A 26,766-nucleotide genomic window follows, 5' to 3' on the forward strand; every position below is an offset into this window, starting at 1 on the left:
TAGCGGCCCGATCACTTCCCATTCTTCGTCTGTAACGCCAATCCGCTCGCCCAAGGCAGCCTCCAAAAGCCAGCCTTGAATCAAGGTCCGAGTCCACAGTCAAGCTTTGTCCACGAAGCCTAGATCGAAACCGAGAGAAGCGGACCTCGCTATCGACGGCACAGCAACGAGCTGATGGGTTAATAGTGGGTGTTGAGACTGCGGGCATTGCGCACACGCGGAGTTTTGCCGGCGTGGGAGCACGCTTTCGTCATGCGCCAACAGAGAAAACATCTTGCGCAGCATTGGTAACATGTTACCTGTCTCCCGACAGAGGAGATCAAATGCCATGCAAAAGCTGCACGACCGCATTATCGAACAAGGGCTCGAGGAGAATGTCGCCGAGTTGGACCGGTGGGGATACACCATATTCCACGACGAGCGCACCGACCGGATTGTCGATGACGTCCGTGAGGCAATCATTCGCACCGTGGCGGCAGGAGATGAAGAAAAAGCCCCGACGCGTTTCACGATATTGGGCGAGGATCCCATCTTTGCCGACGCCATATCGACGCCAAAGCTTTTGACACTGGTCGAATATCTACTCGGCAAAGGCGCACTTTTCTCGCAATTGTCCGGCTCGCGCCGGCGCGCAGGAAAAGGCTCTCTCGGTCTCCACGCGGACAATAGCTGGTTTCCCGCACCCTTCCCGGAATGGGAGATCATGTGCACGGCCTGCCTGGTCACCGACGAGTTCACCGAGGAATCCGGCGCGACGCTTGTCGTTCCGGGTTCGCACAAGCTGAAGCGTCATCCATCGCCCGAAGAACGCGCAGAGCCGGAAGGCGCGCAACCCATCGTCGCATCCAAGGGCGCGATCTGCCTGTGGGACGGATCGGTATGGCACGGCAATTACCCACGCCAGATCCCCGGCGAGCGTGTCGTTCTGCACATGACGTATACGCGGATCGGCATGCAGCCGATCGAGAATTACGACCATCTGGGCGAGGATTGGTTCGCCGGCAAGGACCCCGAACTCCCCCGCTTGCTGGGCCGGGAAATCTTCCTCGGACGCAGTCCGACATTCAAACAGAACGACCGCGAGTTGCTGCGCAAGACATACGACCAGGTCCACGGGTCGGAATTCTGGCAGAAGCGCGGGATTACCTGACGGGGATCGCTGCTCCGCCGGGATAATCCTGAATCGCTTTGTCGTAAGTCCGGGCGCTCAGGTGCAGCCGCTCGACACATTGCGGCATAGCGACGCCGGCAAGCGCGAGCGAAAATCCGAAGCAGATTTTCTGCCCGGCGAGCCAGATGTCGAAATCGCTGGACGCCCAGTTGCGCAGGTTCGCCGCAAACAGGTCGGTGAGGATTTCGGCGATATTCGTGATGTTCAGATCATCGCGCAGGAAGCCCTCTTCGATCGCCCGGCGAACCATATTGGCATAGATGGGCAGCATCTCGCGCGCGGGCTCGGTTTCGTCGCCGCCCGAAAACGCCTGGGTTGCCCGGAACAGCGCCCGATAGAAGGGCTGCTCGCGCGCATAAAACTCCATGCCGAGCAACGTCCGGTCGAAGAACATCTCGAGCCGATCGATGGACCGGTAATTTCTGACGATCTCCCTGAACTCTTCCTGTTCCGATTTGAGCAGCGCGCGGATGATGCCGTTCTTCGACCCGAACACCTCATAGGGCGTGCGCAGGCTGACCTGCGCGCGCGCCGCCAGCGTCCGCATCGGCAGATCGAAGTTTCCCGTCTCGCGAACAATCGCCTGTGCCGCTTCCAGCAAGGTCGCAGCTCGCTTGTCGAACATATGGCCGCCCCGGCCCACCCCGTCTTCGGCATCCGTCATAACACCGCCGCTATATCGTCTGTTTCACCTCCTGCAACCCACCTCATTGACTAGCCGATCGCGCGATGGCATGCCGTTGGTAACGTATTACCATAAGATTCGCGCGCGATCAATGAGCGTGAAAAGTGGAGAGCAGGATGAAGGAAGCTGTCCCGGGTTTACCCCCGGCCATCGACGACACCCCTTCGTCCAACATCGGCTGGACTTCCCGCGAGAACATGAGCGCCGACCGGCTCTCGATCAGGACGAAATTGGGATATGGCCTCGGTGAAATGGCCGAGGGCGTGAAGACCGCGACGCTCGAGACATTTCTCTTTTTCTATTATGTCCAGGTCATCGGGCTGCAGGGTTCGCTGGTCGGCCTCGCGCTTCTGATCGCCTTGCTGTTCGATGGCATTTCAGACCCGCTGATCGGACAATTGTCCGACCGGATCGCTACGCGGCTCGGCCGCCGGCATCCCTATCTCTATCTGGCGCCGATACCGCTCGCTTTCGCCCTCTATATGCTCTTCGATCCGCCTGCAGGCCTCGGGCAATGCGGGACGTTTTTCTGGTTGCTCGGCTTCACCGCCTTCTGCCGGCTGATGCAATCCTTCTATTTCATCCCCCACATGGCGCTCGGCGCCGAACTTTCGACCGATTTCGACGAGCGGATTTCGGTGTCCGGCTACAGAAATATCTTTGCGTTTACGGGGCGCTTGATCGTCCTTGCGGTCGCTTTCAGCATATTCTTTCGCGCGACCCCCGAATATCCGCAGGGGCAGTTGAACGAGGCGGCCTATCCCCCGCTCGCGCTGACCTGCGGCGTGATTGCGCTGATTGCGATTCTGGTATCCGCCGCAACAACCCAAAAGCGTGCGATGCAATATTATTCCCGGATGCAGTCGCAAGGCCGCGGTCAGTTTCACGAACCGATGCTGAGCAATCTCGTCAATGCTTTCCGGCTCCGCACCTTTGCGATCTACTTCATCGCGATCCTGATTTCCTATGTCCTCGGCGGCGTGCAGGCGGCCCTCGCGGTGCACGTCAACACTTTCTACTGGAAGCTGCCGACATGGGGTATCCAATGGGTGTTCCTCGGCGCGGCCTTCGGCTTCATGCTGGGATCGCTGTTCGCTCGCGCACTGGCCGACCGGTTCGACAAGCGCACGGCCTATGTGGTGTCGGTCGTGGTATCGGTCGCGCTCAACGTGACGCCGATAGGTCTGCGAGAGACAGGCCTCCTCACCCCTCCCGACAGCCCCGAAGCCTTGACCGCCCTACTCGCCGCGGCGGCATTTTTTGCATCGCTTGCCGGCGGCCCTGCGATGGTGATTGCGGGTGCCATGCTCGCGGACATCGCCGATGCGTATGAGTTGCGGTTCAAGAGTCGCAGCGAGGGCTTTCTGTTCGGGGTCAGCGCGTTCACGCGCAAGGCGGCGCTGGGGCTCGGCGGCGCGCTCGCCGGGGTGGCGCTCGATCTGATCCGCTTCCCCCAAGGCGTCGCGGTCGAGGCCGTGCCGCGCGACGCCACCGTCCATCTGGCGCTTCTTTATGGCCCCATGATGCTCGTTTTCACCGCAATCGCGATGTCGATCATGTGGTTCTACGACCTCGACCGCGACAAGCATGCCCGCATCCTGCACGAACTGGAATCGAAAGAATGACGATGAATTTTGCTGACCCACGGTGGATAGAACGGATCAAGGAGCTGCTGGCACAACTGGTCGCTGACAGCAGTGACCGCCTGGCAGGCCATCATTTCTCGCTGTCCGAAACCTTTACCTCCGTTCCTCCCGAGGGAGGAACCAGCTTCTGGGCCGCCCAGATCGAAGACGGCGCGGTTCGGTTCCGCGATGCGCCCAACCCTGACGCCGATTTTGCGCTGGTTGCCGAGCATGCGGCTGCGCTGCCGGGGGCGATGCTGATCTATGACGGCGCCACGAAGGAGATGCTGGACGCGGCCAACGATCACCGGCGCGCGATGATTGCCGAGGGACGCATGACGATCCGCGTCGGAAACCACAAGGCGTCGGAACCGGTGATGGCGGTCTTGCGCCAGCTTCACGACACAATCGCGCGCGAAACGGCGGCCTAGATCATGAAGAAACTGTTGATAGCCAATCGCGGCGAGATTGCCGTTCGTATCGCTCGCGCCGCAGCCGCTCGCGACATCCTGTCCGTCGGCATCCACTCCGCCGACGACGGCGACGCCTTGCACATCCGCAGGACCGATGAGGCGGTCGCGCTTCCCGGAACTGGCCCCGCCGCCTATCTCGATGTCGAGGCGGTCGTCGGCGCAGCGCGCGAAGCAGGCTGCGATGCCGTCCATCCCGGCTATGGTTTCCTGAGCGAGTCCGCTGGACTTGCCCGGCATTGTGAAAAGGCAGGCCTGGTCTTTGTCGGCCCCACGGTCGCGACGCTGACGTCGCTCGGCGACAAGGCCAGGGCCCGCGCGATCGCGCTGGCGGCCGGGATTCCCGTTCTGCCCGGAAGCGACGGGCCGGTCGACGTCGAACAGGCCCTCGCCTTTTTCGACCGTCACGGCCCGATGATGATCAAGGCGGTGGCCGGTGGCGGGGGGCGCGGCATGCGGCCGATCAACGATCGCGAGGCAGTCGCCGACACGCATCGGCGCTGCAGTTCGGAAGCGCTCGCCGGTTTTGGATCGGACGCCGTCTATTGCGAAAAGCTCGTCGGCCGCGCGCGTCATGTCGAAGTCCAGATCGTCGGCGATGGCACCGGTGACGTCGTCCATCTGTGGGACCGCGAATGCAGCTTGCAGCGTCAGCGGCAGAAGATTGTCGAAATGGCCCCCGCACCCGGTCTCGACATGGCGCTGCGCCACCGGCTGTTCGATGCCGCCATCGCTATCGGCAGAGCCGTGAAGTATCGCGGCGTCGGGACGGTGGAGTTTCTCGTCGATCTGGATACCGGCAGCTTTTACTTCATCGAAGCCAATGCCCGGCTGCAGGTCGAGCATACGGTGACCGAAGCCGTTACCGGGCTCGACCTGGTCGATATCCAGTTGATGCTCGCAGATGGAGCGTCGCTCCGCGACCTCGACCTGCTGCAGGATCGGATTCCAGCCCCGCGCGGCATTGCCATTCAGGCACGCGTGAACGCGGAAACGATTGGCGAGGATGGGATGCCGCGGCCGTCCGGAGGCCGCATCCGCCGTTACGAAGTGCCGGCGGGCCCCGGCGTGCGCGTCGACGACTGCGGCAGCCAAGGATATCAGCCTAATCCCCGCTTCGACAGCCTGCTCGCCAAGGTGATCGCCACCGCGCCGACCGGAGGTCTCGCGAGCGCGACGCGGCTGACCGACCGCGCTCTCGGCGAGTTTTTTATCGACGGCATCGACACCAACCTCGCCTTCCTGCGGGCGCTATTGCAGCATCCCGAGGTCGCGGGCGGGACGTTCGACACGCTGTTCATCGAGCGCAATCTGGGCCTACTTCTCGAACGAGCAGACGAATTGAGACCCGATCCGTCGCTCAGTCCCGCCGACGAAGCGCAATCGCCGGATCGCGTGATGGAAGCGCCCGCCGGAACGATCGCGATCGCAGCACCGATGACCGGCTCGCTCATCGCCCTGCTGACGGAAGCGAACGAGGCGGTCGCGGCAGGCCAACCGATCGCGATCATGGAAGCGATGAAACTCGAACATGTCATAACCGCGCCAACCGCAGGCTATGTCCGGCTATCGCCGCACGCGGTCGGTGCCGTGATATCGGAGGGCAATCCCATCCTGTTCTTCGAGGAAGCCGATGTCGGCCTGTCAGCGATCGAGGCCAGCGCGGACTTCGACCCCGACCATATTCGCGCCGACCTTGCCGAATTGCAGGCACGCCGCGCGCTGACGCTTGATGCCGCCCGCCCCGATGCCGTCGCGAAGCGGCGGGCCCGCGGATATCGGACGGCGCGGGAGAACGTCGCCGACATCGTCGATGAAGGCAGCTTCATCGAATATGGCTCGCTGGTCATCGCGGGCCAACGATTGCGCCATCCGGTCGATCACCTCGTCCGCACGACGCCAGCCGACGGCATGGTCACCGGGATCGGGCGGGTCAACGGCGATATATTCGGCGCCGATGCGTCGCGCTGCGTCGTGATGTCATACGACTATACGGTCCAGGCCGGCACGCAAGGCCTCAAGAATCACGAAAAGACGGACCGAATGCTGGAATTGGCCGAGCGCTGGCAGCTTCCCGTCATCCTGTTTGCCGAAAGCGGCGGCGGTCGCCCCGGCGACACCGACCGGCCAGCCGGCGGCGGCATATTCAATACGCGTGCTTTTGCGCTGCAAGGTCGCCTGAGCGCGCTCGTACCGCAGATCGCGATCGCCAACGGTCGCTGTTTCGCCGGCGCCGCCGTTTTGCTGGGATGCTGCGACGTCGTGATCGCGACAAAGGACACGACGATGGGCGTCGGTGGTCCGGCGCTGATCGAAGGCGGCGGTCTCGGCGTCTACACGCCGGAAGAGGTCGGCCCGGCCGATGTCCAGGCGGCGGGCGGGGTCATCGACATTCTGGCCGAAGACGAAGCCGATGCCGTGCGGATCGCGCAGAAATATCTGTCCTATTTCCAGGGGCGCCTGCCCAAGTGGGAGGTTGCCGACCAACGGCTCCTGCGCGGCATGGTCCCGGAGAATCGTCTGCGGGCCTATGATGTCCGCCGAATCATCGAGACGTTGTCCGACATCGGTTCGGTCCTCGAGCTTCGTGAAAAATTCGGCCGCGCGGCGATCACCGCGCTGGCGCGGATCGAGGGCCGCCCGGTCGGCATCATCGCGAATAACTCGGCATATCTGGGCGGCGCGGTTGATGCCGATGCCGCCGACAAATGCTCGCGATTCATGCAATTATGCGACGCGTTCGACATTCCTATCGTCGTTCTTGCCGACACGCCGGGCAATATGGTCGGTCCGGAAGCCGAAAAGACGGGGCTGATCCGGCATTGCTGCCGAATGTTCGTGACCGGCCCGAACCTGACGGTTCCGCTATTCTCGGTCGTCCTGCGCAAAGGCTATGGCCTTGGCGTGATGGCGATGGTCGGCGGCCACAGCCAGGCGCCCTTTTTCACCCTGTCGTGGCCCACGGGCGAATTCGGCGGCATGGGACTGGAGGGCGCAGTCAAGCTGGGATACCGCAAGGAGATGGAAGCGATCGCCGATCTTGACGAGCGCCAGCGCTGGTACGAACAGCGCGTCGCCGCATCCTATGAAAACGGCAAGGCGATCAGCACCGCGATGGGTTTCGACTTCGACGAAGTGATCGACCCCGCCGAAACGCGGGCGCATATCGTCGCGGGGCTCGAAAGCATTCCCGCCCCCGTGCGAACCGGCAAGAAAAAGCGCCCGTTCATAGACAGTTGGTAATGAAAAGAGGGGCCGCAGCGGCCCCTCATAATTGCCGGGCGATCAAGCGAGCCGGTCGAAGGTGTCGGTCGTGACTCCCTCCGCGCGTAGCAGGTGTTTCTGCACCTTTTGCGTCGGCGTTTTCGGCAGATCGGCCATCGTGCGGATATAGCGCGGCAGCATGAAGCCGGCCATGCGCGGCTCCAGAAACTCGATGAGCTTTCGCGGATCGACCTTTTCGCCCGGCGCGGGAGCCACGACGACCATCACGTCTTCCTCGCCAAAGGGGCTTGGAACGCCGATCGCGGCGGCCTCGCGGATCGACGCGTGCGAGCAGACATCGCTCTCGACCTCGAAGGAAGAGATATTCTCGCCGCGACGCCGGATCGCATCCTTGATCCGGTCGACGAAGAAATAATTGCCCGCCTCATCCCGCCGAAACGCGTCACCGGTGTGGAACCAACCATTGCGCCACGCCGCTGCGGTCGCTTCGGGGTTATTGAGGTAACCTGTCGTCATCGACCAGGGACGGTCGCAGCGCAGGATAAGTTCGCCGATCTCGCCATCGACCACATCGATGTCATGGGCATCGACGAGCCGCGCCTCGACCCCGGCGCGAACCGTGCCGCAGCTTGATACCGGAAAATTGCCGCCCGGCTCGGCGACCAGCGGGGTCGATATCTCGGTCATGTTGAAGCAGGTCCGCACTTCGCACCCAAAGCGGCTTTCGAAGATAGCGGCATCCTCGGTATAGGGTACCATCATGACCGATCGCAGCGGATGATCGCGATCGTCGTCGCGCGGCGGCTCCTTGGCGAGGAAAGCAGCCATTACGCCGAGAAGGACAAGGCAGGTGGTCCCGGTCTCGCGTACGACACGCCAGAAATTCGAGGTCGAAAATTGCGTGATCAGCGCAAAGGACGCCCCTCCATAAAGCGCGAGCAGAACGCCCCCGGTTCCGGAGATATGGAACAGCGGCAGCGCGACGAGATAGCGATCCTCGGGCCCGACGTAGCCGAACGCCGCGTTGACCGATGTATAGCTGTGACAATAGGTGACGAGGACGCCCTTCGAAGGGCCGGTCGTTCCGGACGTATAGATCACCATCTGCACGTCCCACGGCATGACCTGTGCCGGCGCCGCGACCTGCGGCCCGTCAAGACTCTCCCATTCGTGAAAGCGTATGTCGTCCATTGGTTCGGGCGTATTTCCGAGCACGACAATGTCGGCCAGGCGGGCTCGGTCGATCGGGCGCAGCCGTTCGACAAGATCCGATTGCGCGATCATCAACCGCGCATTCGCATTCGCGATTACGTGTTCGAGGATATTGCCGCGATACGCCAGGTTGATCGGAACATAGATTGCGCCCAGCCAGTTGATCGCCAGCCAGACCGCAACCGTTTCCCGCCCGTTGGGCAGCCAGACATTGACGTAATCGCCCTGCTCGACGCCAAGCGCGCGAAGCCCGCCCGCCAATTTCCGGACGATGGTCAGCGTTTCGGCATAAGTCCAGTTGCTGCCGTCGTCGAAGATCGCGAATGGCTTGTCGGGCGTTTCCCGCGCGTGGCGTTCCAGCAGCGGTCCCGTCACGCAGGCCTCCGCCGACGGCACCGCGCTTCCACTCCAGATGTCGCTCATTTCGTCTCCTTGGCGGCGTAGCCGGTCAATATCCCTGCGGGCCGTGAACCAAGCGGTAGGTATGACGCAGTTTTTCCTGATCCGTCTGCCCGCTCGTTTCGGTGGTCGAATGGAAGAAAAGGTCACGGCCAAGGAGGCCGCGAAGTTCGGAGGCATTCTGTTCCAGCCATGCATCGTCGAGATGGCTGTAATCGTCGATCGGCTGCATCCCCAGCCGCGTGAAGGTCGTATGCAGCACCACCCGTTCGCCGGGCGTTTTACGCGCGTAATTGCCGTGCCACACCGACCCGTCCCACAGGCATATCGATCCTTTCGGCGCGACAATGGCCCGGGCGCCTTCCAGCGACTTGCGGACGTCGCGCGGCGGGTGGCGCTTTTGCTTGTGCGTCCCGGGGATGATCATCGTCGCACCATGTTCTTCGGTAAACTCGTCGGTGACCCAGCAGGCGGTGCACATGATTTCCCAGGACGGAAACGGCTCCGGAAACCAGCTATTGTCCGCGTGCAGCCCCAGATTTCCGCCGCCCGACCCCCGGATCGTTCCCAGAAGCTGGCTCAGCAGCATCCCGCGCCCGAGAAGGAATTCCGCCAGCGCCAGTAGTCGCGGAACCGTGACCGCCTTCGCAAAGACCGGATCGCGGCCGAGCAAAAGCCCCGCGCGCCGCCCCTTGTTTTCGGCATCCGACGTCTGCGAAAGCCGCAGGATTGCCTCGCGCAGTTCGTCGGTGATCGCGTGAGCGGCGGGATCCTGGATGATCGTGTAGCCATCCTCCACCAGATCGCGCGCATTGTTCCACAAGTCGAGTTCGTCGAACCGCGCGCTCAATTCCGGCGAGATACTGTCCACGCCGGGACGGATCTGTTGCGTTGCCATGTTTGCGCCTTCCTAGTGCTAGAGTTCTAGAATTTCTTCCAGACCTGGAGTCCGAACATGCGCGGCGGGGCGTAGTTTGCCGCGGCGAAGCCGAGCGTGTGAAGCTGCGCGACCTTGCCCGTGGCATAGAGCTTGTCGGTGAGGTTGTTCACGAAGACCGCGCTGTTCCAACCCGATCCGCCCACGTCGCGAAGTTCCGCCCGCAGATTGACCGTACCGTAAGAGGCTTGCGAGATGGCATCGAGCCCGCCCGGATAGAGCTGAAGGTCACGCGCCGCCGCCGCGACATAATATACGCGGCTCTGCGCGAAGATCGACGCCGACAGCCCGAGTTCGCCGACGTCAGCACCGAGCGGCGCGGTGTACTGGAACGTCACATTGCCCGAATGTTTCGGCATATAGGGCAACGGGTTGTTGCTGAGATCGAGGAAACAGACGCCATCCGGCGATTCGGGGACGCAAACCGCGTCGCCGGGGCGTGCCGTGTTATACGGATCGACGCCCGTCCACGTCTTGTATTTCGCATGGTTATAGGAATAGCCGAAATTCACGCTGAAGCTCGGGTCGAACACCACTGTGCCTGCCACTTCGACACCGCGCAGCTGGATTGCGGCGATATTGGCGAGGTAGCGATAGGATACGCCATCGACGAGGCCTAGCAGTGTCTGGGCGATATTCTTGTAATCGGTGTTGTAAGCGGCGGTATTCAACCGCACCGCTACATCACCAAGATAGAATTGGGTCTTCAGACCGATTTCCTGCGTGTTCACCGTCGCAGCATCATAGACGGGCTTATAGCCCGGAAGATTGGCGCCGGGAGGCGGATTGATCGCATTCACGCCGCCCGGAACATAGGCCCGCGTTGCCGAGGCATAGGCCATGATGTCGGGCGTGAACTGCTGCTGGATGGACAGCGTATAGTTATAGCCCTTGCTCTTCGTGGCCGAATTCGTCTCGGTCGTCCCCGGCTCGAAACTGCCCGTGACCGCATTGCGGACCGGGGCGACCGTCGTCAGCGCGGAATCGGACCAGCTGTAGCGATACCCGCCGGTGATGCTGAGGCCTTCGATACCGGCATGTGAAAGGTCGAGCGTAGCCTGTCCGAAAACCGCCTTTTCCTTCGCCACCGACCGCTTGACGAAGCCTACCGCATTCAAATAGCCATTCGGATTGCCGTAGAGCTTGTAGACGTTCGTGGTGCCTTCCATGTTCTCGGGCGCCCGCTGGTGCTGGTAAAAGCCCCCCACATTGGCCTTCAACAGACCGTCCCACAGTTCGGCCTGGAGTTGAAGCTCGTTGGTGTAGGTGTGAAGCGCGGGGCCCAGCTTGGCCCTCAGCATCGTCCCGACCTGGTTGTTTGAACCGAAATTGCTGTAGTTCGCGGAAGCGAAAGCCCCTTCCTGCAGGATACCCCCGACGCCGTCATAGGAACCGGCGCTGTTCGAGGTGAAGGAGTCGAACGAGAAGATGTTCTTGATGTTGATGCGTGTCGAACCGGTATCGATCGCCTCGATCAGCGTGTTGTTGACGACGCTGGCATGCTTCATCTGAGTCAACTGCGCCTGCCCGTCATAGGTTGGGGCGGTGATGCGTGCAGCCTTTTTCCCGCCCTGCTCCAAACGTGCTGTCTCCGCCTCGAGTATGGCGAGAAAAGCGGGAGTCAGATTGGCATGGGTCGGCTTGTACCCTGCCAGCACCGAACCGGTCGCCGACTGGTCGATGTTTTCGTAGGAAGCGAAAAGCGTGTTCTCCAGCGCCCCGGACTTGAACGCCACGCCAAGGCGGTACTGCTGGTTGTTGACATCATCGAGACGCTTGCTCGTCCCGAACTGCTTGGTGTAGCCGCCGACGCGATTGGCGTTTGCGGCCAGGCGGATCGCGAGACGATCGTCGATCACAGGAATGTTCACCACGCCCGTGAACTGAACCCGGCCATAGGTGCCCACGGTCATGTCGACCAACCCGCCCCACTTGTTGAATTCAGGCTTTTGCGGGGTGATCAGGACAGCACCGGCCGCGCTCGATCGCCCGAACAACGTGCCCTGCGGGCCGTTCAGCACCTGAACCGATGCGATATCGAGAAAGGGTGCGCTGGCAATGCCGCCACAACATGGAGCCTCGGCAAAATAGGTGGTGACGCCGGCCGACAGGCCGCGCACCGAGAAGCGGGCGTTCATGTCGTTGAAATAGGAAACGACGCTGAGCGAAGGCGCAAGCTTCGGCAGATCCTTGACCGCGATCACGCTTTCCGTGCGCAACATGTCGCCGCTTACCGCGGTGACCGAGGTCGGGACGCGCTGCAGATTCTCTTCCACGCGCCGCGCGGTGACGATGATGTCGGTGAAGCCCGGATGGCTCGCCCCCTCATCGGCGGGTTCAGGCGGAGCGGCTTCCTGGGCCGCAGCATGGGCGACGTGAAACAGCGTCAGCGGCAGCACCGCGGACGACAACAAGAGCCTCTTCAACATGCCCTATCCTCTTCCTGTCCCAGCGCCCACGATCGCGGGTCGCCACTGATTATGTTTTTTCGCGCCCAAGGAACCCAGCGGCCTTGCAAGTCCGCAAATCACCTTGGTAACGCGATACCAATGGTTATCGTCGAATCGGAGCAAGTGTCAACAGACTTTCGGTAGCGCGCTCTGGAAAGAAGCAAGATATTGTTATACTGAGTTATTGTTTCCAGACCCGACCCTCTCAGCGCGATTCTCGGCGCGTCAGCCGGCGCGTCGCACCCACGAACGCATATGGCTCTTGCCTCTCGTTGGTAACGCGTTATCATCGATCACGACCCATCCCTCCCGTCTTCGGGCGCGGGTTTGGAGTCGATCGACGGAGAGGCTAATCGATGGAATTGCATACTCGCGCCGAAGCTCGGCCGCTTGACGGAATTGCGGTCCTCGAAATGTCGGACGACATCGCCGCGCGCTACTGCGGCCGGATCCTGTCCGTCCTGGGCGCCCGTGTATGGCGCGTCCGCAATACGCCCCCCCCGCGATGCCGATGCCGTCGACCTCTGGCTCGACCAGGACAAGTCGTTCATCGACACCTTCGACGAAGGTCTCGGCCGGCTGGCGGAGACCCTGCCTTCGCATCGCGCGGTTCTTGTTGGCCAATCGCCGGCGGCTGTAGAAGCGGTCGACACGTTCCTCGCCGAACAGGGTTTCGACGCGCTCCGCCTCGGCATCACCTGGTTCGGTCACGACGGGCCCTATCGCGGCTGGCAGGGCGACGATGCCCTGATTCAGGCACTGATCGGCATCGCCGCATCCTTCGGCGCCGCCGACGGACCGCCGATGCTTCCGCAGGGCTTTGCGCCGCAAATCACAGCCGGCGCGACGCTCGTCGTGGGGGCGCTCGCCGGGCTCTGGTCGCGCAAGCGAGGTCGCGCGGCAAAGCGCGTCGACGTCAATATTTTCGAAGCGGCCATGTGCTTCACCGAACCCTCGCCGCCCCTCGCCGAAGCAGGATCCGCTTCGCCCGGCCGCACCGGGATCAATCGCTTTGCGACGAACCATCCGACCACCGTCTATCCGACGCGCGACGGCTGGATCGGGGTCACCGCGCTCACGCCCGCTCAATGGGCGGCGCTGGCCGATATGGTCGGCCACCCCGACTGGGCGACCGATCCCCGCTTCGCGACGTCGCTCGCGCGTGTCGAGAACGCCGAAGCCCTCGACGCCGCATTCGCCGCAATCCTGTCGGGCGAAACCACCGATCACTGGTTGATGGAGGGCCAGCGCCGCCGCGTCCCGCTCGCTCCCGTGCCGAACCATCGCGAGCTTCTGGCAACGCCCCACTGGCGCGAGCGCGAAAGCTTCGCTCCGCTGCCGGGTGCCGAAGGCGTCATCGCACCGCTATTACCATTCCGCATTCACCACGACGGGAAGGCCTTCGCCGAAAGCCCCCCCGAAAGCCTGCCCGCCGCGTCACTCGACGGCGTGTGCGTTGCCGATTTCTCGATGGGCTGGGCGGGACCGATGTGCACGCGGCTGCTTGCCGATCTCGGTGCGGATATCATCAAGGTGGAGTCGGAGACCCATTATGACTGGTGGCGTGGCTGGGAACCGCCGGGGGCATCCGACCCGCCAAAATATGAAGTGATGCCCGCCTTTCTCATCATGAATCGCAACAAGAGAGGCGTCTGCCTCGACCTTACCGACGAACGCGGACGTACACTTGCCGAGACGCTGGTGCGCCGATCGGACATCGTGATCGAAAATTATGCACCCGGAGTGATGAAAAAGCTCGGTCTCGACCCCGACCATCTGCTCGGGCTCCGTCCGGGTCTTGTCATGGTATCGATGGGCGCCTTCGGCGCCTCCGGCCCCTGGAGCTTCTTTCGCGCTTACGGTTCCACCGTCGAGCACGCATCCGGCATGCCCCATGTCAACGGCGAAGCCACCTGGCCGCCTGTCCTGCAGCATACCGCGCTCGGAGACCCCGTCGCCGGCATCTATGGTGCCATCGCCGCGCTTGCCGGCCTTCACGGAAGAGCGGCGCTTGGCGGTACATGGTTCGACCTCGGACAGGTCGAATGCTTGTTCCAGCTCGGCGCCGACGCCATCATTCGCGCACAGACCGAAGGCCCCCCGCAGCGGCTCGGCAGTCGTTCGACGCACCATGCGCCACGCTGCGTCGCCGCCGCGAGCGACGGCTATGTGGCGGCCGTCGTTCGGGACAGCGCGCAGTGGGCCGCTCTCACCCGCTGGCTGGGCAAACCGGAATGGGCCACGAAGTGGGCCAGCATCGCGGACCGCAATCTCCACGGCGACGCGATCGAGTCCGCGCTCCATGCGTCGGTGACATCGATGACGGCGGCCGAGGCAGCCGATGCACTCCAGGCCTCGGGCGTTCCGGCGGCACCGGTCAACAGGGCCGAAGATCTTCCCGTTGAAAGGCATCTCAGCCAAACGGGAGCCTGGACCCGGATCAAGCGCCGCTACGTCGGCAGCCACTGGAGTACTGCGCCGGTCATCCGCATCGATGGCCCCCGCCTGTCCATATCACGCCCGGCACCGACCTTGGGAGAGCATGGCGACGAAATCATGGCGATGCTCGCGGGTGCGTCGGTGTAATCGCTAACCTAGCCAAGGGGCGCGACGAAGCTGATCGCGCAAGCGGCACACATCAGGGTAGAATTATGCCGAAAACACCTACCCGAGGTGGTTCTCAATATCCTCCTTCAGGAGCTTGTCGACGATAATCGGCAACGGAGATTGGCCGTTGCACGAACCGCTATCGCGGATTGGCTTTAGCAGCGATGGAAAGCGGCCCAGCGAGCGCCGCGGCTGATTGAACGTCGTCTGCCATAGGCAGAGCTTTTCGACTCCTTCAACTGAGGAGTCGAACGATGAATGAGCTTATCCAGATTGGCCCGATCAGCCCACTGCGCCAGCGGCTGATCGACGACATGGCCATGCGCCGGTTTTCGCGCGAGACGCAGCGTAACTATCTGCGCGACGTCGGGCGGTTCGCGACCTGGCTGGGGCGCTCGCCCCATACCGCGACCGCCGAGGATATCCGGCAGTTCCAGTTCGAGCAGCACGAGGCGGGCGTACCGGCGCCGACGATGAACAGCATCGTCTCGGCGCTGCGGTTCTTGTTCACGCATACGCTCGACCGCCCCGACCTCGCGCGCAAGCTGGTCCGCACCAGGCAGGTTCGCAAGATCCCCGTCGTACTGACCATGGCCGAGGTGAAGCGGCTGCTCGATGCGACCCGCTGCCTCAAGCACCAGGCGGCGCTGTCGGTCGCCTATGGTGCCGGACTGCGTGTCGCCGAGGTGTCTGCGCTGAAGGTGACCGATATCGACAGCAAGCGCATGCTGTTGCGGATCGAGCGCGGTAAAGGCGGCCGCTACCGCAACGCGATGCTGCCCGAAGGCCTGCTCCTGTTGCTGCGCGACTGGTGGCGTGCCGGACGGCAACAAGGCATCCTCGTTCCCGATGGCTGGCTCTTCCCGGGCCAGAGCGCTTCGGCGCCGATCAGCACGCGCCAGCTCTATCGGATCGTCGTCGAGGCAGCCTAGGCCGCGGATATCGACAAGCGTGTCGGACCGCACACCCTGCGCCACAGCTTCGCCACGCACTTGCTCGAGGATGGCGTCGATATCCGCGTCATCCAGGTGATGCTCGGTCATTCCGCACTCAACACCACCGCCTTTTACACGAAGGTCACAACGAAGACGATGCGCGCGGTGACCAGCCCGCTCGACCGGCTCGCGCTGGTCGCGCCGGACGAAGAGGCGTCTGACGGCTGAAGCGATGCGCGCCTCTCTCGAGGTCGCCGACATCTTCCGTGCCGCGGGGCCTGCCTATCGCATGGCCCATGCCGGGCACCTCAGCCTGCATCAGCTCAAGATCATGTCGGCGATCGAGCATTGCCGCACCGCCGCGCTCGGCGGTCATGTCGAGGCCTGTACCGACTGCGGGCACTGGCGGATCGCCTATAACAGCTGCCGCAACCGGCACTGCCCCAGGTGCCAGGGCGCCGCCGCGCGCAGCTGGCTCGAAGCCCGCGAGGCTGATCTCCTCCCGGTCGGCTATTTCCACGTCGTGTTCACGCTGCCTGCCGAGGTTACCGCGATCGCCTATTACAACAAGGCGCTGGTCTATGATCTGCTGTTCAAGGCCGTCGCCGATACGATGCTCACCATCGCCGCCGACCCGAAGCACCTCGGCGCCCGGATCGGTATCACCGCCGTCCTCCACACATGGGGCTCGGCGCTCACCCATCATCCGCATATCCACATGATCGTGCCCGGCGGCGGCCTATCGCGCGATGGAACGCGCTGGATATCCGCGCGCCCCGCCTTCCTGCTCCCGGTCCGCGTCCTTGGTGCCCTGTTCCGACGCCTGTTCCTGACCCGGCTGCGCGCGCTGCACGATGACGGCAAGCTCGCTTTCTTTGGCAGCCTCACGCATCTCGCCGAACGGCGCGCTTTCCTGCGGCACCTCTCGCCGGTCCGCAAGAAGCGCTGGGTCGTCTATGCCAAGCCGCCGTTCGCCGGGCCCGAGGCGGTGCTCGCTTACCTCGCGCGCTACACCCACCGGGTCGCCATATCGAACAGGCGCGCCTGCAGCACGCCCGCAAGACCGGGGCGCCGGCCTTTGAGCTGCGTGAGGCTGAACCCAGCAAGGGCTTCGATCTTTTGCCCGCGCCGCAGCCGGGCGATCTTTTCTACGATATCGAGGGCGATCCGCATTACGAAGGTGGCCTCGAATATCTCCACGGTGTCTGGTTCGATGGCCAGTTCAAGGCTTTCTGGGCGCACGATCACGGTGCCGAAGCGCGGGCTTTGGCGGACCTTCTGGAGTTTTTTCGGCAAAGGCTCGCGGCCTGTCCCGAAGCGCGCATCTATCACTATGCGCCCTATGAGATCACCGCCTTGCGGCGGCTGACCGCACAATATGGAATCGGCGAGGCCTTTCTCGACCGCCTGCTGCGCGAGCGGCGCTTTGTCGATCTTTTCGCGGTGGTGCGCGGCGCGCTGATTGGCTCGGAAGCCAATTATTCGATCAAGTCGATGGAAGCCTTCTATGGCCGTGTGCGCGAGGGTGAGGTCAAAACCGCCGGCGGTTCGGTCGTTGCCTATGAGCGCTGGCGCGAAACCGGCGAACAAACGATCCTCGACGAGATCGAAGACTATAACCGCATCGACTGTATCTCGACCGAGGAGCTGCGCGACTGGTTGGTGAGCATCCGTCCCGCCGCGCCCTGGCCGGTACTTGCGGTGGATGCCGGCGACAAGGAAGTCGAGGAGGACGCCGATACGCAGGCGTTGCGCGCGAGGCTTGCCGCATCCGGTCTGCCGCAGGAGCGGCAAGACATGTTGTTCAACCTCGGCCTGTTCCACAAGCGCGAGGCCAAGCCGGCGCAATGGGCGGTTTTCGACAGCGCTGGCAAGGACGAGGATGAGCTGATCGACGATCTCGATGCACTGGCCGGTCTGGAAGCCATAGGTCCGGCAGAACCCGTCAAACGCTCGGTGCTGCGCCGCTATCGTTTTCCGCTTCAGGAGACCAAGCTGCGCGCCGGGCGCAAAGCGACGGTTCCGGTCATCGACGGACCGCCGGTGACTGTCAGCATCGAAGAGCTCGACCGCTCCGAGCGGATCATCGCGATCAAGGCCGGGGCGGCCAAGGCGCATCTTTTGACCGATCGCCTGACGCTCCACCCCGACTGGCCGCTCAATACGGACGTCATTGCCGCGGCCCTGCGTGATGTAATCGAGGATCAATGTGGCGTGCGCCGCCTGACCGCGCTCAATGATCTGCTGGCGCGCACGGCCCCACGTCTGGTGACGGGACCACACGCCGATCTGCTCAATGGCGCCGATCCCCTGACCGGCACGATCGCGGCGATCGCCGCCATGGATGGCACTGTGCTGCCGATCCAGGGGCCGCCGGGAACCGGCAAGACCTATGTCACCGCGCGGGCTATTCTAGCGCTGGTGCGCCAGGGGCACCGCGTTGGCGTGGCCTCGAACAGCCACGAGGCGATCCGCAATGTGCTGATGGGATGCCTTGCCGCGCAAGAAGATGGAGATCCTGTTCCGGGGCTGCGCATCGGGCACAAGGTCAGCAGCGGCGAAGACGGTTATCCGGATGACTGTTTCGGCGTCATCCGCGCGACGGCCAATGACGATTCCCTCTGGAGCCGCGCCCATGTGGTCGGCGGCACCGCCTTCTTTTTTGCCCGGTCGGAGCACGAGCAGGCGCTCGACTGGCTCTTCGTCGACGAAGCCGGGCAAGTGGGGCTGGCCAATATGGTCGCCATGGGACGCTGCGCGCGCAACATCGTCTTAGTCGGCGATCCGCGTCAATTGCCGCAGGTCATCCAGGGCGCTCACCCCGATCCGGCCAACCTTTCTTGTCTCGAGTGGATGCTGGGCGAACACGCCACCATCCCGCCCGATCGCGGCATCTTCCTGCCGGTCTCACGCCGCATGCATCCCGATGTGTGCGGGTTTATTTCGCAGCAGGTCTATGAGGGCCGGCTGGTCAGCGATCCCGACACCACCTTTCAGGCCGTGCGCGGGACCGGCTGTCCTGAAGCAGGTGCCTTCTGGGTGCCGGTCGCGCATGAGGGCAATGCCCAGATCGCGGCCGAGGAAGTCTCCGCCATTCAGGCGTCGATCGACGACCTGCTCTCAGGAACCTGGACCGATAAGGATGGGGCAACGCGGGTCCTTGAGCCCGCCGATATCATTGTCGTTGCGCCCTACAACGCGCAGGTCAATGCCCTGCAGGATGCCTTGCCTGCTGGCATTCGTGTCGGCACGGTCGATAAATTCCAGGGGCAGGAGGCACCCGTCTGCCTGGTGTCCATGACCGCCTCCTCGGTCGAGGAGACACCGCGCGGCATGGATTTCCTGTTCTCGCTCAACCGTATCAACGTGGCCGTCTCGCGCGCCAAGGGACTGGCGCTGGTGTTCGGAGCGCCGCGGCTGCGCGAAGCAAAATGCGAAACGGTCGAACAGATGCGATTGGTAAACACACTTTGTGCATTACCCAGCCTTCAGAACATTGGGGGATAGCTTTGGTTGAAGTTGAGGGTGACGACTGGCTAGTCATTCAGAAAGAATTGGCGCTGGCATTCGGAAAACGAGTTCCGGCGGGTTTTCTCATTCGCGCAGGCTCTACAGCGATGCGCAATGGGTCTCCAACCGTGAAACGAAATCGGGGGGAGCGGGATCGGCTCGTGCAGGAAGGAATCCTCGTTCCTGACGACAATCCAGCCCTGCTTCGTTTTACCAAGGACCATGTGTTCAGTAGCCCGAGTCTGGCGGCAGGCATCGTGATCGACGGAAATAGCAACGGAGATCATTGGAAAGAAAATCCCGGCGTTAAACGAAAGCGGCCCACCAGCGGCGAGCCAATATCTCGCCTTGACGTCGAGGCGGCGATGGACGCCTATGATAGCTACCGCCAGTCGGGCGAGCACGCCGCCATCTTTGAGGCCTTTGGCGAGCCGCGGGACTATTGGGTGCGCTCGACACGCGCGCGGCCGGGTCGCGTCTATCCGTCCAAGCCGATCGTCGGCTTCCTGCGCGGCAAGACGCAGCTCAATGGCGGGTGGGGACAGAAGGCCGATGCCGCGGCCCAGCTCCACAATGCGGGTTACATCATCATCGATGCCGATGACGCCCCGGTCACCCCGCCCGAGCGCTACGAGCATCTGATCCGCGACGCAGATCGCATCCGGCTCTGTGCGCGAAACTATTATGTCGAACCGGCCCGTGAGAACGGCGCGCCAGACATTGCAATCCGCGCCGGCGATCTTGGCCGCGACATGGGGCTACGCGACGCGTTCCCGGCGATCTGCAGCGCGCTCGGCGGGGAGAAATTTCAGAAGCTCGCCAACGTCCCGGCGCCCTCGCACACGCTGCCAAATCCTAGCAGTTCCACCGTTTTCACCTACCAGCTCGCCTCAGCGGAAGGGCACCAAACCATGACCTTTGAACCCATGACCGCGATGCCGGCGACCACCAATCTCATCCTTTACGGCCCGCCCGGAACCGGCAAGACTTATGCCACGGCCTGGGAGGCCGTGCGGCTTTGCCTGGGCGATGCCGCGGCCGAACCACTGCGCGATGACCGCGACGCCCTGATGGCCGAGTATCGCCGTCTTGCCGGCGAAGGACGGATCGAGTTCGTCACCTTTCACCAGTCCTTCGCCTACGAGGATTTCGTCGAGGGGCTGCGGCCGACGACAGGAGTCGAACAGGAAGGCGACGATGAGGCTGCCAGCACTTCGGGTGGCTTTAGTCTCAAGCCCCATGCCGGCGTGTTCAAGATCATCAGCGAGAGAGCGCGGCTCGACACCGGCGATGCGCCGGCCAAGCGGCTCGATCGCTCGCGCCCGATCTACAAGATCGCGCTCGGTCAGCGCGGCAGCCAGGAAGACCGGATCCGCGAAGGGCTCGATGGCGGGCTGATCCATCTCGGCTGGGGCGGCGATATCGACTGGTCCGACGAGCGCTTTGATGATTTCGAAGAAATCCGGAAAACGTGGAACGAGGAGAGGGATCCCGACGCATCCGGCAAGGACCCCAATATCGAGATGCTTTACGCCTTTCGCTCCGGCCTGCAGGTCGGCGACTATGTCGTCATCTCCGATGGCCGTGACAGCTACCGTGCCTTTGGCCGGGTGAGCGGCGAGTATTATTTCGATGCCGACGCCGATTTCCATCCACACCGGCGCAGTGTCGAATGGATCTGGCGCGATGATAATGGCGCCGAGCGCGCGCCATTCTACGCTCGTAATTTCCGTCGCCAGTCAGCCTATCGGCTTGATCCGGACCGGATCGACTGGGATGCGCTCGAAGCGGTGGTGATCGATCCCAATGCCGAGCGGCCAGTAGCCGGCGCGCGGCCGCATGTCCTGATTATCGACGAGATCAACAGGGCCAACATCTCAAAGGTGTTCGGCGAGCTGATCACGCTGCTCGAAACCGACAAGCGGCTCGGCTGTGAAAACGAGGTCCGGGTGCGGCTTCCCTATTCGGGGACGAGTTTCGGTGTGCCGGCCAACCTGCACATCATCGGCACCATGAACACGGCGGACCGGTCGATCGCGCTGCTCGACACCGCTCTGCGCCGCCGCTTCACCTTCCGCGAGCTGATGCCCGATGTCGAAGAACTGCGCCAGGCGCTGGCGGCCAGAGGGCTTGATGCCGCAAATCTCGAGGGGATCGATCTGTGCAAGCTGCTGCACACGATCAACGAGCGGATCGAATATCTCTTCGATCGCGAACACCAGATCGGCCACGCCTATTTCACCAGCTGCCGTGACCGCGCCGATGTCGAAGACGTCATGCGCCATAAGGTTATCCCGCTCTTGACCGAGTATTTCTACGAGGATTGGTCAAAGGTCGCCGCGGTGCTGGGCGATGGCGACGGCACCAATGGCTCCCATTTCCTCGAAGCACGGCGGCTGACGGCGCCGGCCGGCTTTGCCGACGATGAGCTGGGCGGCGACAAGCTGCGCTGGAGCGTCAAGGCCCGCTTCGACTTTTCGGAGTTTGCCGCCTGATGCCCGTTTATACGGTTCGGGAATGGGACAAGCTCGCCTATGGCGAAGGCGCGGGGCAGATTCCCGACGGTCATGCCGAGAGGCTGGCGGCACTGGCAGCGCGCTCGGCCTTTGCCGGACGCGGCGGCAGCGGCGTACTCGAACATGGCCGGCATGCCTTGCGCGCGCGCGGCGTGGTCGGAATTCTGGCAGCGGGCGATGCGAGCCTGGAGATCCTGCCCAAGATCGATGTGGCGCCCGGTGAAACAACCGATCACCAGAACGCGGCGATCCGCAAGCGCCTGGTGCATATGCTGGCCGTCGCGCTGGATTTGAAAATTGACCTCGGCGTCATCACCGATCTCGCCTGGCAGCGCGAGACCCTGCTCGAAATCCTGATCCGCATCTTTTGCGACAAGCTGACCAAAGCGCTGCGCAAGGGCATGCCGCGCCGCTATATCACTTGCGAGGACGATCTGCCGACCTTGCGCGGCCAACTCGATATCACCCGCCAGTTCACCCGCCATGCGGTCACCCCATCGTGCCTTGCCTGCCGCTTCGATCTTCTGTCCGAAGACACGCCGCTCAACCGGATCATGAAAGCGGCCGTGCTGCGCCTGGCGCGTCTCTCGCGGCGGCCCGCCAACCAGCAACGCCTGCGTGAGTTGGCCTTTGTCTATGCCGATATTACCGACGTGCCGGTGTCCGCGCTGCGCTGGGACCAGGTGGTGATCGACCGCACCAACCGGTCTTGGCAGGAGCTCTTCGCTATGGCCCGGCTCTTTTTGCAGGACCACTATCAGACGACCACCGGCGGCGCCGGCCAGGGCACCGCCATGCTGTTTGAGATGAATGCGCTGTTCGAGGAATATGTCGGGCACTTGATCGCCCGCGCCTTGGCAGGAACCGGGTTTACCGTTTCGTTGCAGGGCGGACGGCTGTTCTGTCTGAGCGCGCAGGACAGCGGGCGCGCCCTGTTCCAGACCCGGCCCGATATCCTGATCCGCCAGGGCGGCAGGGTCGTCCATGTCATCGACACCAAGTGGAAGCGGATATCCGCGCGGATCGATGATCCCAAGCAGGGCGTCTCGCAGGCCGATGTCTACCAGATGATGGCCTATGCCCAGCTCTATGACGCGCCGCGCCTGACGCTGCTCTATCCCCACCATCCGGGCCTCGGCGGTGATGACACGGTTCATGGGCGTTATGCGATTACCGGACACGCCACGATCCTGGAAACCGCAAGCATCGACGTCGCCAACAGCACCGATATTCTGGGGCGGCTTCGCCGCCTGATCCTGGGCGAAGAGCCGGTTGCGCGCCAACTGGCGGGATGACCCGCAGGCGCCAGTGATAAAAGGTTGAGCCTCGGACAGTGGCGTTTGTGACCGGTGTGCCGGTTGGCCAAGCCGGCACACCGGCCCAAGACGCGGGAGCGGTAATGCTTCCGCATGCAGCTGGACCTGATAGCGGCCAGCCTAGTGGGCTCCGTGCGGGTTCGCCGCCATCCCCACCGCCATGCTCGATCCGCCCCACTGTGCGGCGTCTCCCATGGTCCCCGCGCTTATCGGGTCCGGGTCCCCATCAACTCGTCAGGCCGGTTCGGATGCTCCAGCGAGGGTGTCGATCTCGGCGACCCGCTGAAACTCAGCGAGATATTCCTGTCGATGATGTGACAGCCAGCGAACGATCGCGGCGTTGCCGAGCAACTTCGCAAGATATCCGCGGGCAAGCGTCAGATGCAGATTGTCGATACCATAGCTGTCCTCGACCGACTTTATGCGTGTTTGCAGAACCGCCAATTCCCGTTCCATGCGGGCTATCTGCTGCCAGTTTGGATTTGGCACTGCGCCGTTCTTTCTCGGAGGTGGCTTGGCCAACTGGTCTTCCGGTGTTGCGGCGAGCAGAGCCCGGGCGAACATGACCGTGAAATTATTCTGTCCGATCATCAGATCGGCGGCCTCGATCTGCCGCAGTGTGGACATGCGCCGCAGAACGTCGAACACCTTCATGGAGCAATTGGTGTCCTTCAGGGTTTCCACGACTTCGCCGCAAATGCCGTCGAGCAGCCGGAACTTTTTGCGAACCGACTGGACCTCGATTCCCAGCGCTTCGGCTATCCTTTCCTGAGGCACGCCGCGCTCCATCGCGCGGGCGATCATCCGATGCTCCTGGACGGGAGGCAGGCGGTTGATCCGCTTGTTGTAGGTATAGGTTTCCTCGTCTCGGCCGATCAGGCATTCGACCGTGGGAACGCCGAGTTCCTTGAGCACCTCGATACGCAAATGGCCGTCGAGAAGAAAATAGCTTCCGGAGTTCTGGGGATCGGGGATTACCACCGGGGCTTCCACCAGGCCGACCGCCTTTATGGAACTGACGATCTGTGCATATTTCCTGCTTTGATGAACGCCTTCACGGAGCTTTTTAAGCGGCACGATGGCTTCAACGGGGACCGTTACGCATTCCCGGTCGAATGCAAGCACCACTCGCCCGTTGGCAATGGCGGCACCGTCTCCTTCGGTGCGCGTGGGCCAGTCACTCATCGACATGACCGGCCATCCGTGATTGCAGGGCTCGCGGCATCTTCTCGAGTCTTTCCGCCCGCAGCAATGTGCTGAACCCATCATCGGCAAGAAGGTCCTTCATCGCCTCAACGATGAAAAGCAGCTGCGTTTGAGCATAATCCGATTTCTTGACGAGCAGACGCTGCTTCTCTGCCTCGCGCTGATAAATTTCCATCAGGTCGTTGGCGGTCAGGCGCCGATTGCCGCCCTTCTGCCCAAGCCGACCTCGGGGTAGTCCTTTGTTGCGGTTACGGGCCCTCAGGTCGAGAAGCCTGCGCATCGCCGCGAGCTTCTTTCCGCGAAGATTCCCTTTATCATACGCGTCCAGGAGCACATCCTGCGCATCATCGGCTTCGGAGCGGGCGATCTCCATGGCGAGCGTAATCGGAATCAGGCCTGTCTCGACGGCTGCGAGCAGGCGCTCCTCGCCGCGCTCCAGCAACGACAGCACCAGGCTTACCCAGGAAGAACTGACGCCGATCTTCTGGGCGATTTCTGTTTCACTATGTCCTCGTGAACGTAGGGCGCCCACTTCCTTCATGACGTCGATGGGGCGCTGCACCGGGCGAGCAATGTTCTCCACCAGACTCATGACCAGACAATCGCTCTCCGGCGCTTCGATAACCACAGCCGGGATTTCCGTCTGGCCGAGCATCTGAAAGGCATCGAGGCGACCTTCGCCGCAAACCAGATCATAGCGCGGGCCTCCCGGACCGGTTCGACGGCTGACCGTTATGGGACGTTTGAGTCCGATGGCCTCGATATTGTTCACGATTTCCCGGTGCTGCCGCTTGTTCCGTGCCCGGGGGTTCAGCACGGTGATCTTGGAAATCGGGATCATTTCGATGTTCTGGGGAAGCGATGTAACCATCAGGCGGCCTCCGCTATGCTGACTGGGGCTGCGATCTCGTAGAGATAGTCGAGGCTTTCGAACCGGTAGGCATCAAGGGAGAGGCCGTTCTCCTCGGCAAGCTTCACGCGGTCGGAAGCGATGTCGATCCTGGGAAACAGATAATAATCAAGAGGCGCACGGTTCGCGGAATCCATCCGCACCACGATGGTGATGTCCGTGCCGAGGGATGTGTCAAAACGCAGTTTCCACCGGAGCAAGCCCGTGGGCGTCGAGGTGCAGCGGACGATGACCAAGCTGGCGCTGAATTCGTCGTTGACGATGATGCGACCGGTTTCTTCCTCTCGCTGGATTTCGCTGCCCATGCCCCGAAAGCCGTCCAGGACCTTATCGAGAACGTCGGGATGGAGATCGCGCAGGAAACGGTTGATCTCGACATAGCGATAATCGCGATCCGGCCTGAATCCGACCAGGCTGTAAGCGCGCAGGAGACTGCCGAAACGGGAATTGAAGGCACTGCTCGACGGCATTCCGTCACACTCGTCGATGATGATTCCGGAGAGCAGCCCCTCGCGTTCGTAAAGCCCGCGAAGGGCCGAGAGCATCTCATCGTCGGAAAGGCGGAAGGAGCGCGCATTGATGATTGCTCGGGCTGCCTCGAAAATGTCCCTTTGGACGATCGCCTCAAAGGCCCCTTGCGCGCGGATCCACATGTCGGGATCGTTGCGGACGCGCTTTTTCTTCAGCTTGAAGGAGCGCCGGTTCCAGACATTGTCGCCGACATATTTCTCATTGATCAGCAGCTGGTGGACCGTTCCTCGCGTCCAGGCACGGCCAAGGTCAGTTGGAATACCGCGACGGTTGAGGTCGTCGGCTATATCCTGCTCACCTCGCTTGTCGTGGACGAAGGCGCGATATACCTCGCGGACGATCGCGACTTCCTCTCCCGGGCCGGGTGTGAGGATCACCCGATCCGTCTGGATGCTCTTGTGCTCGCCGCGAGCCAGGGCGGCTTTGACGTTCCCATGTTCATCGATCAGAGTTCGACGAAGCCCAAAGCCCGCGGGACCTCCCTGTCGGTAGCCTTTCTCGATCAGGCGCCCCTGACCGGCGAAAACCTTGGTGGATAGCTCGCGGCTATATTCTCCAGCCATGGCGCGTTTGACGCCTTTGACGATCGTGGAGACCGGACTTCCATCATTCTCGAACTGCTCGGCGCAATACTCGACAGCGATCCCGGCGCGTTTGCAGATATATTCGTAATACGCGCTTTCATCGGCATCCTGAAAACGCCCCCACCGGCTGACATCATAGACCAGCACCATGGTGAAATCGGTAGTGCCGGCCTGGACGTCGTCGATCAGCTGCTTGAGTGCATCCCGGCCATCGATCCTGAGGCCGCTCTTTCCAGCGTCGGCGTAGGTGCGGACGATTTCGATCCCGCGAACAGCGGCATAGTGCCGAATTGCGTCGGCCTGATTCTCGGTCGAATACTTCTGATGATCGGTTGACATGCGGACATATTCCGCGGCGCGAATGAGCGGGCCTCCTTCTCCTTTCAGGTCAGGCTCAAGATCTCTCCATCTCGGCAACTTTGCCGCCTCCGATCCTTACAGCTCAAACACCTCAAATTGATCGCGGATTGCCGGGTG

General features: G+C 62.5%; 15 protein-coding genes and 2 pseudogenes. 10 read left to right on the forward strand and 7 right to left on the reverse strand.

Going from position 1 to position 26,766, the window contains the following annotated elements; translation table 11 throughout:
- Positions 1-328 precede the first annotated feature (328 nt).
- Positions 329-1,150: a phytanoyl-CoA dioxygenase family protein gene (locus AC58D2_RS02925; protein WP_241940809.1), complete on the forward strand. Its 822-nt coding sequence runs from the start codon at positions 329-331 to the stop codon at positions 1,148-1,150.
- Here AC58D2_RS02925 and AC58D2_RS02930 read toward each other — a convergent pair.
- Positions 1,143-1,835 (reverse strand): TetR/AcrR family transcriptional regulator, encoded by a 693-nt coding sequence (locus tag AC58D2_RS02930; RefSeq protein WP_241940808.1) that lies wholly within the window; start codon positions 1,833-1,835, stop codon positions 1,143-1,145. The two genes, AC58D2_RS02925 and AC58D2_RS02930, sit on opposite strands and share 8 nt — an antisense overlap.
- A gap of 137 nt (positions 1,836-1,972) precedes the next feature.
- On the opposite strand from AC58D2_RS02930, the gene AC58D2_RS02935 reads away from it, so the two are divergent.
- The 3 genes from AC58D2_RS02935 to AC58D2_RS02945 are packed head-to-tail and all read left to right on the forward strand — an operon-like array spanning position 1,973 to position 7,194.
- On the forward strand, positions 1,973-3,481 hold the full coding sequence (locus tag AC58D2_RS02935; protein ID WP_241940807.1) for an MFS transporter: 1,509 nt from the start codon (positions 1,973-1,975) through the stop codon (positions 3,479-3,481).
- Positions 3,478-3,912, forward strand: coding sequence for a hypothetical protein (locus AC58D2_RS02940; protein WP_241940806.1), 435 nt, complete (start codon positions 3,478-3,480; stop codon positions 3,910-3,912). The genes AC58D2_RS02935 and AC58D2_RS02940 overlap by 4 nt, the downstream gene beginning before the upstream one ends.
- Before the next feature lie 3 nt (positions 3,913-3,915).
- On the forward strand, positions 3,916-7,194 hold the full coding sequence (locus AC58D2_RS02945) for an acetyl-CoA carboxylase family protein (RefSeq protein WP_241940805.1): 3,279 nt from the start codon (positions 3,916-3,918) through the stop codon (positions 7,192-7,194).
- Between the two features lie 42 nt (positions 7,195-7,236).
- Here the strand turns inward: AC58D2_RS02945 and AC58D2_RS02950 are convergent, their stop codons facing one another.
- The 3 genes from AC58D2_RS02950 to AC58D2_RS02960 are packed head-to-tail and all read right to left on the reverse strand — an operon-like array spanning position 7,237 to position 12,153.
- A complete protein-coding gene (locus AC58D2_RS02950) occupies positions 7,237-8,811 on the reverse strand; it encodes an AMP-binding protein (RefSeq protein ID WP_497387175.1) in 1,575 nt (524 codons plus the stop codon).
- 25 nt (positions 8,812-8,836) lie between these two features.
- A complete protein-coding gene (locus tag AC58D2_RS02955; RefSeq protein WP_497387177.1) occupies positions 8,837-9,685 on the reverse strand; it encodes a phytanoyl-CoA dioxygenase family protein in 849 nt (282 codons plus the stop codon).
- 26 nt (positions 9,686-9,711) lie between these two features.
- On the reverse strand, positions 9,712-12,153 hold the full coding sequence (locus AC58D2_RS02960) for a TonB-dependent receptor (RefSeq protein WP_497387179.1): 2,442 nt from the start codon (positions 12,151-12,153) through the stop codon (positions 9,712-9,714).
- Positions 12,154-12,645: 492 nt separating this feature from the next.
- On the opposite strand from AC58D2_RS02960, the gene AC58D2_RS02965 reads away from it, so the two are divergent.
- From AC58D2_RS02965 to AC58D2_RS02990, 6 genes and pseudogenes are all read left to right on the forward strand, one after another.
- Positions 12,646-14,760: a CaiB/BaiF CoA-transferase family protein gene (locus AC58D2_RS02965; protein WP_497387181.1), complete on the forward strand. Its 2,115-nt coding sequence runs from the start codon at positions 12,646-12,648 to the stop codon at positions 14,758-14,760.
- A gap of 275 nt (positions 14,761-15,035) precedes the next feature.
- Positions 15,036-15,944, forward strand: a pseudogene (locus AC58D2_RS02970) (tyrosine-type recombinase/integrase).
- Positions 15,945-15,948: 4 nt separating this feature from the next.
- A pseudogene (locus AC58D2_RS02975) lies at positions 15,949-16,767 on the forward strand (IS91 family transposase); the annotation flags it as partial.
- 32 nt (positions 16,768-16,799) lie between these two features.
- Positions 16,800-19,223, forward strand: a complete 2,424-nt coding sequence (locus tag AC58D2_RS02980) for a TM0106 family RecB-like putative nuclease (protein WP_497387862.1) — start codon at positions 16,800-16,802, stop codon at positions 19,221-19,223.
- Positions 19,187-21,721 carry a DUF4357 domain-containing protein gene (locus AC58D2_RS02985; RefSeq protein ID WP_497387183.1) on the forward strand — a complete coding sequence of 845 codons (2,535 nt, stop codon included), beginning with the start codon at positions 19,187-19,189 and terminating at the stop codon, positions 21,719-21,721. Before AC58D2_RS02980 ends, AC58D2_RS02985 begins: the two co-directional genes overlap by 37 nt.
- Before the next feature lie 158 nt (positions 21,722-21,879).
- Positions 21,880-23,037 carry an McrC family protein gene (locus AC58D2_RS02990; protein ID WP_497387185.1) on the forward strand — a complete coding sequence of 386 codons (1,158 nt, stop codon included), beginning with the start codon at positions 21,880-21,882 and terminating at the stop codon, positions 23,035-23,037.
- Between the two features lie 255 nt (positions 23,038-23,292).
- Here AC58D2_RS02990 and AC58D2_RS02995 read toward each other — a convergent pair whose 3' ends face one another.
- From AC58D2_RS02995 to AC58D2_RS03005, 3 genes are read right to left on the reverse strand one after another with little or no spacing between them, the layout of a single operon-like run.
- Complete coding sequence (locus AC58D2_RS02995) at positions 23,293-24,249, reverse strand: plasmid partitioning protein RepB C-terminal domain-containing protein (protein ID WP_497387187.1); 957 nt, start codon at positions 24,247-24,249, stop codon at positions 23,293-23,295.
- The gene (locus tag AC58D2_RS03000; protein ID WP_497387189.1) at positions 24,236-25,135 is read right to left on the reverse strand and encodes a plasmid partitioning protein RepB C-terminal domain-containing protein; all 900 of its coding nucleotides are present in this window, start codon (positions 25,133-25,135) and stop codon (positions 24,236-24,238) included. Before AC58D2_RS03000 ends, AC58D2_RS02995 begins: the two co-directional genes overlap by 14 nt.
- Positions 25,135-26,628: a recombinase family protein gene (locus tag AC58D2_RS03005; protein ID WP_497387191.1), complete on the reverse strand. Its 1,494-nt coding sequence runs from the start codon at positions 26,626-26,628 to the stop codon at positions 25,135-25,137. The genes AC58D2_RS03000 and AC58D2_RS03005 overlap by 1 nt, the downstream gene beginning before the upstream one ends.
- Positions 26,629-26,766 lie beyond the last annotated feature (138 nt).

The organism is Sphingopyxis sp. CR5 (genome assembly GCF_059693785.1).

Coding starts and splice junctions, on each gene's coding strand:
- AC58D2_RS02930 (WP_241940808.1), bottom strand. CDS start 1,835: ATGACGGATGCCGAAGACGGGGTGGGCCGGGGCGGCCATATGTTCGAC.
- AC58D2_RS03000 (WP_497387189.1), bottom strand. CDS start 25,135: ATGGTTACATCGCTTCCCCAGAACATCGAAATGATCCCGATTTCCAAG.
- AC58D2_RS02925 (WP_241940809.1), top strand. CDS start 329: ATGCAAAAGCTGCACGACCGCATTATCGAACAAGGGCTCGAGGAGAAT.
- AC58D2_RS02940 (WP_241940806.1), top strand. CDS start 3,478: ATGACGATGAATTTTGCTGACCCACGGTGGATAGAACGGATCAAGGAG.
- AC58D2_RS02950 (WP_497387175.1), bottom strand. CDS start 8,811: ATGAGCGACATCTGGAGTGGAAGCGCGGTGCCGTCGGCGGAGGCCTGC.
- AC58D2_RS02955 (WP_497387177.1), bottom strand. CDS start 9,685: ATGGCAACGCAACAGATCCGTCCCGGCGTGGACAGTATCTCGCCGGAA.
- AC58D2_RS02945 (WP_241940805.1), top strand. CDS start 3,916: ATGAAGAAACTGTTGATAGCCAATCGCGGCGAGATTGCCGTTCGTATC.
- AC58D2_RS02935 (WP_241940807.1), top strand. CDS start 1,973: ATGAAGGAAGCTGTCCCGGGTTTACCCCCGGCCATCGACGACACCCCT.
- AC58D2_RS02995 (WP_497387187.1), bottom strand. CDS start 24,249: ATGTCGATGAGTGACTGGCCCACGCGCACCGAAGGAGACGGTGCCGCC.
- AC58D2_RS03005 (WP_497387191.1), bottom strand. CDS start 26,628: ATGTCAACCGATCATCAGAAGTATTCGACCGAGAATCAGGCCGACGCA.
- AC58D2_RS02960 (WP_497387179.1), bottom strand. CDS start 12,153: ATGTTGAAGAGGCTCTTGTTGTCGTCCGCGGTGCTGCCGCTGACGCTG.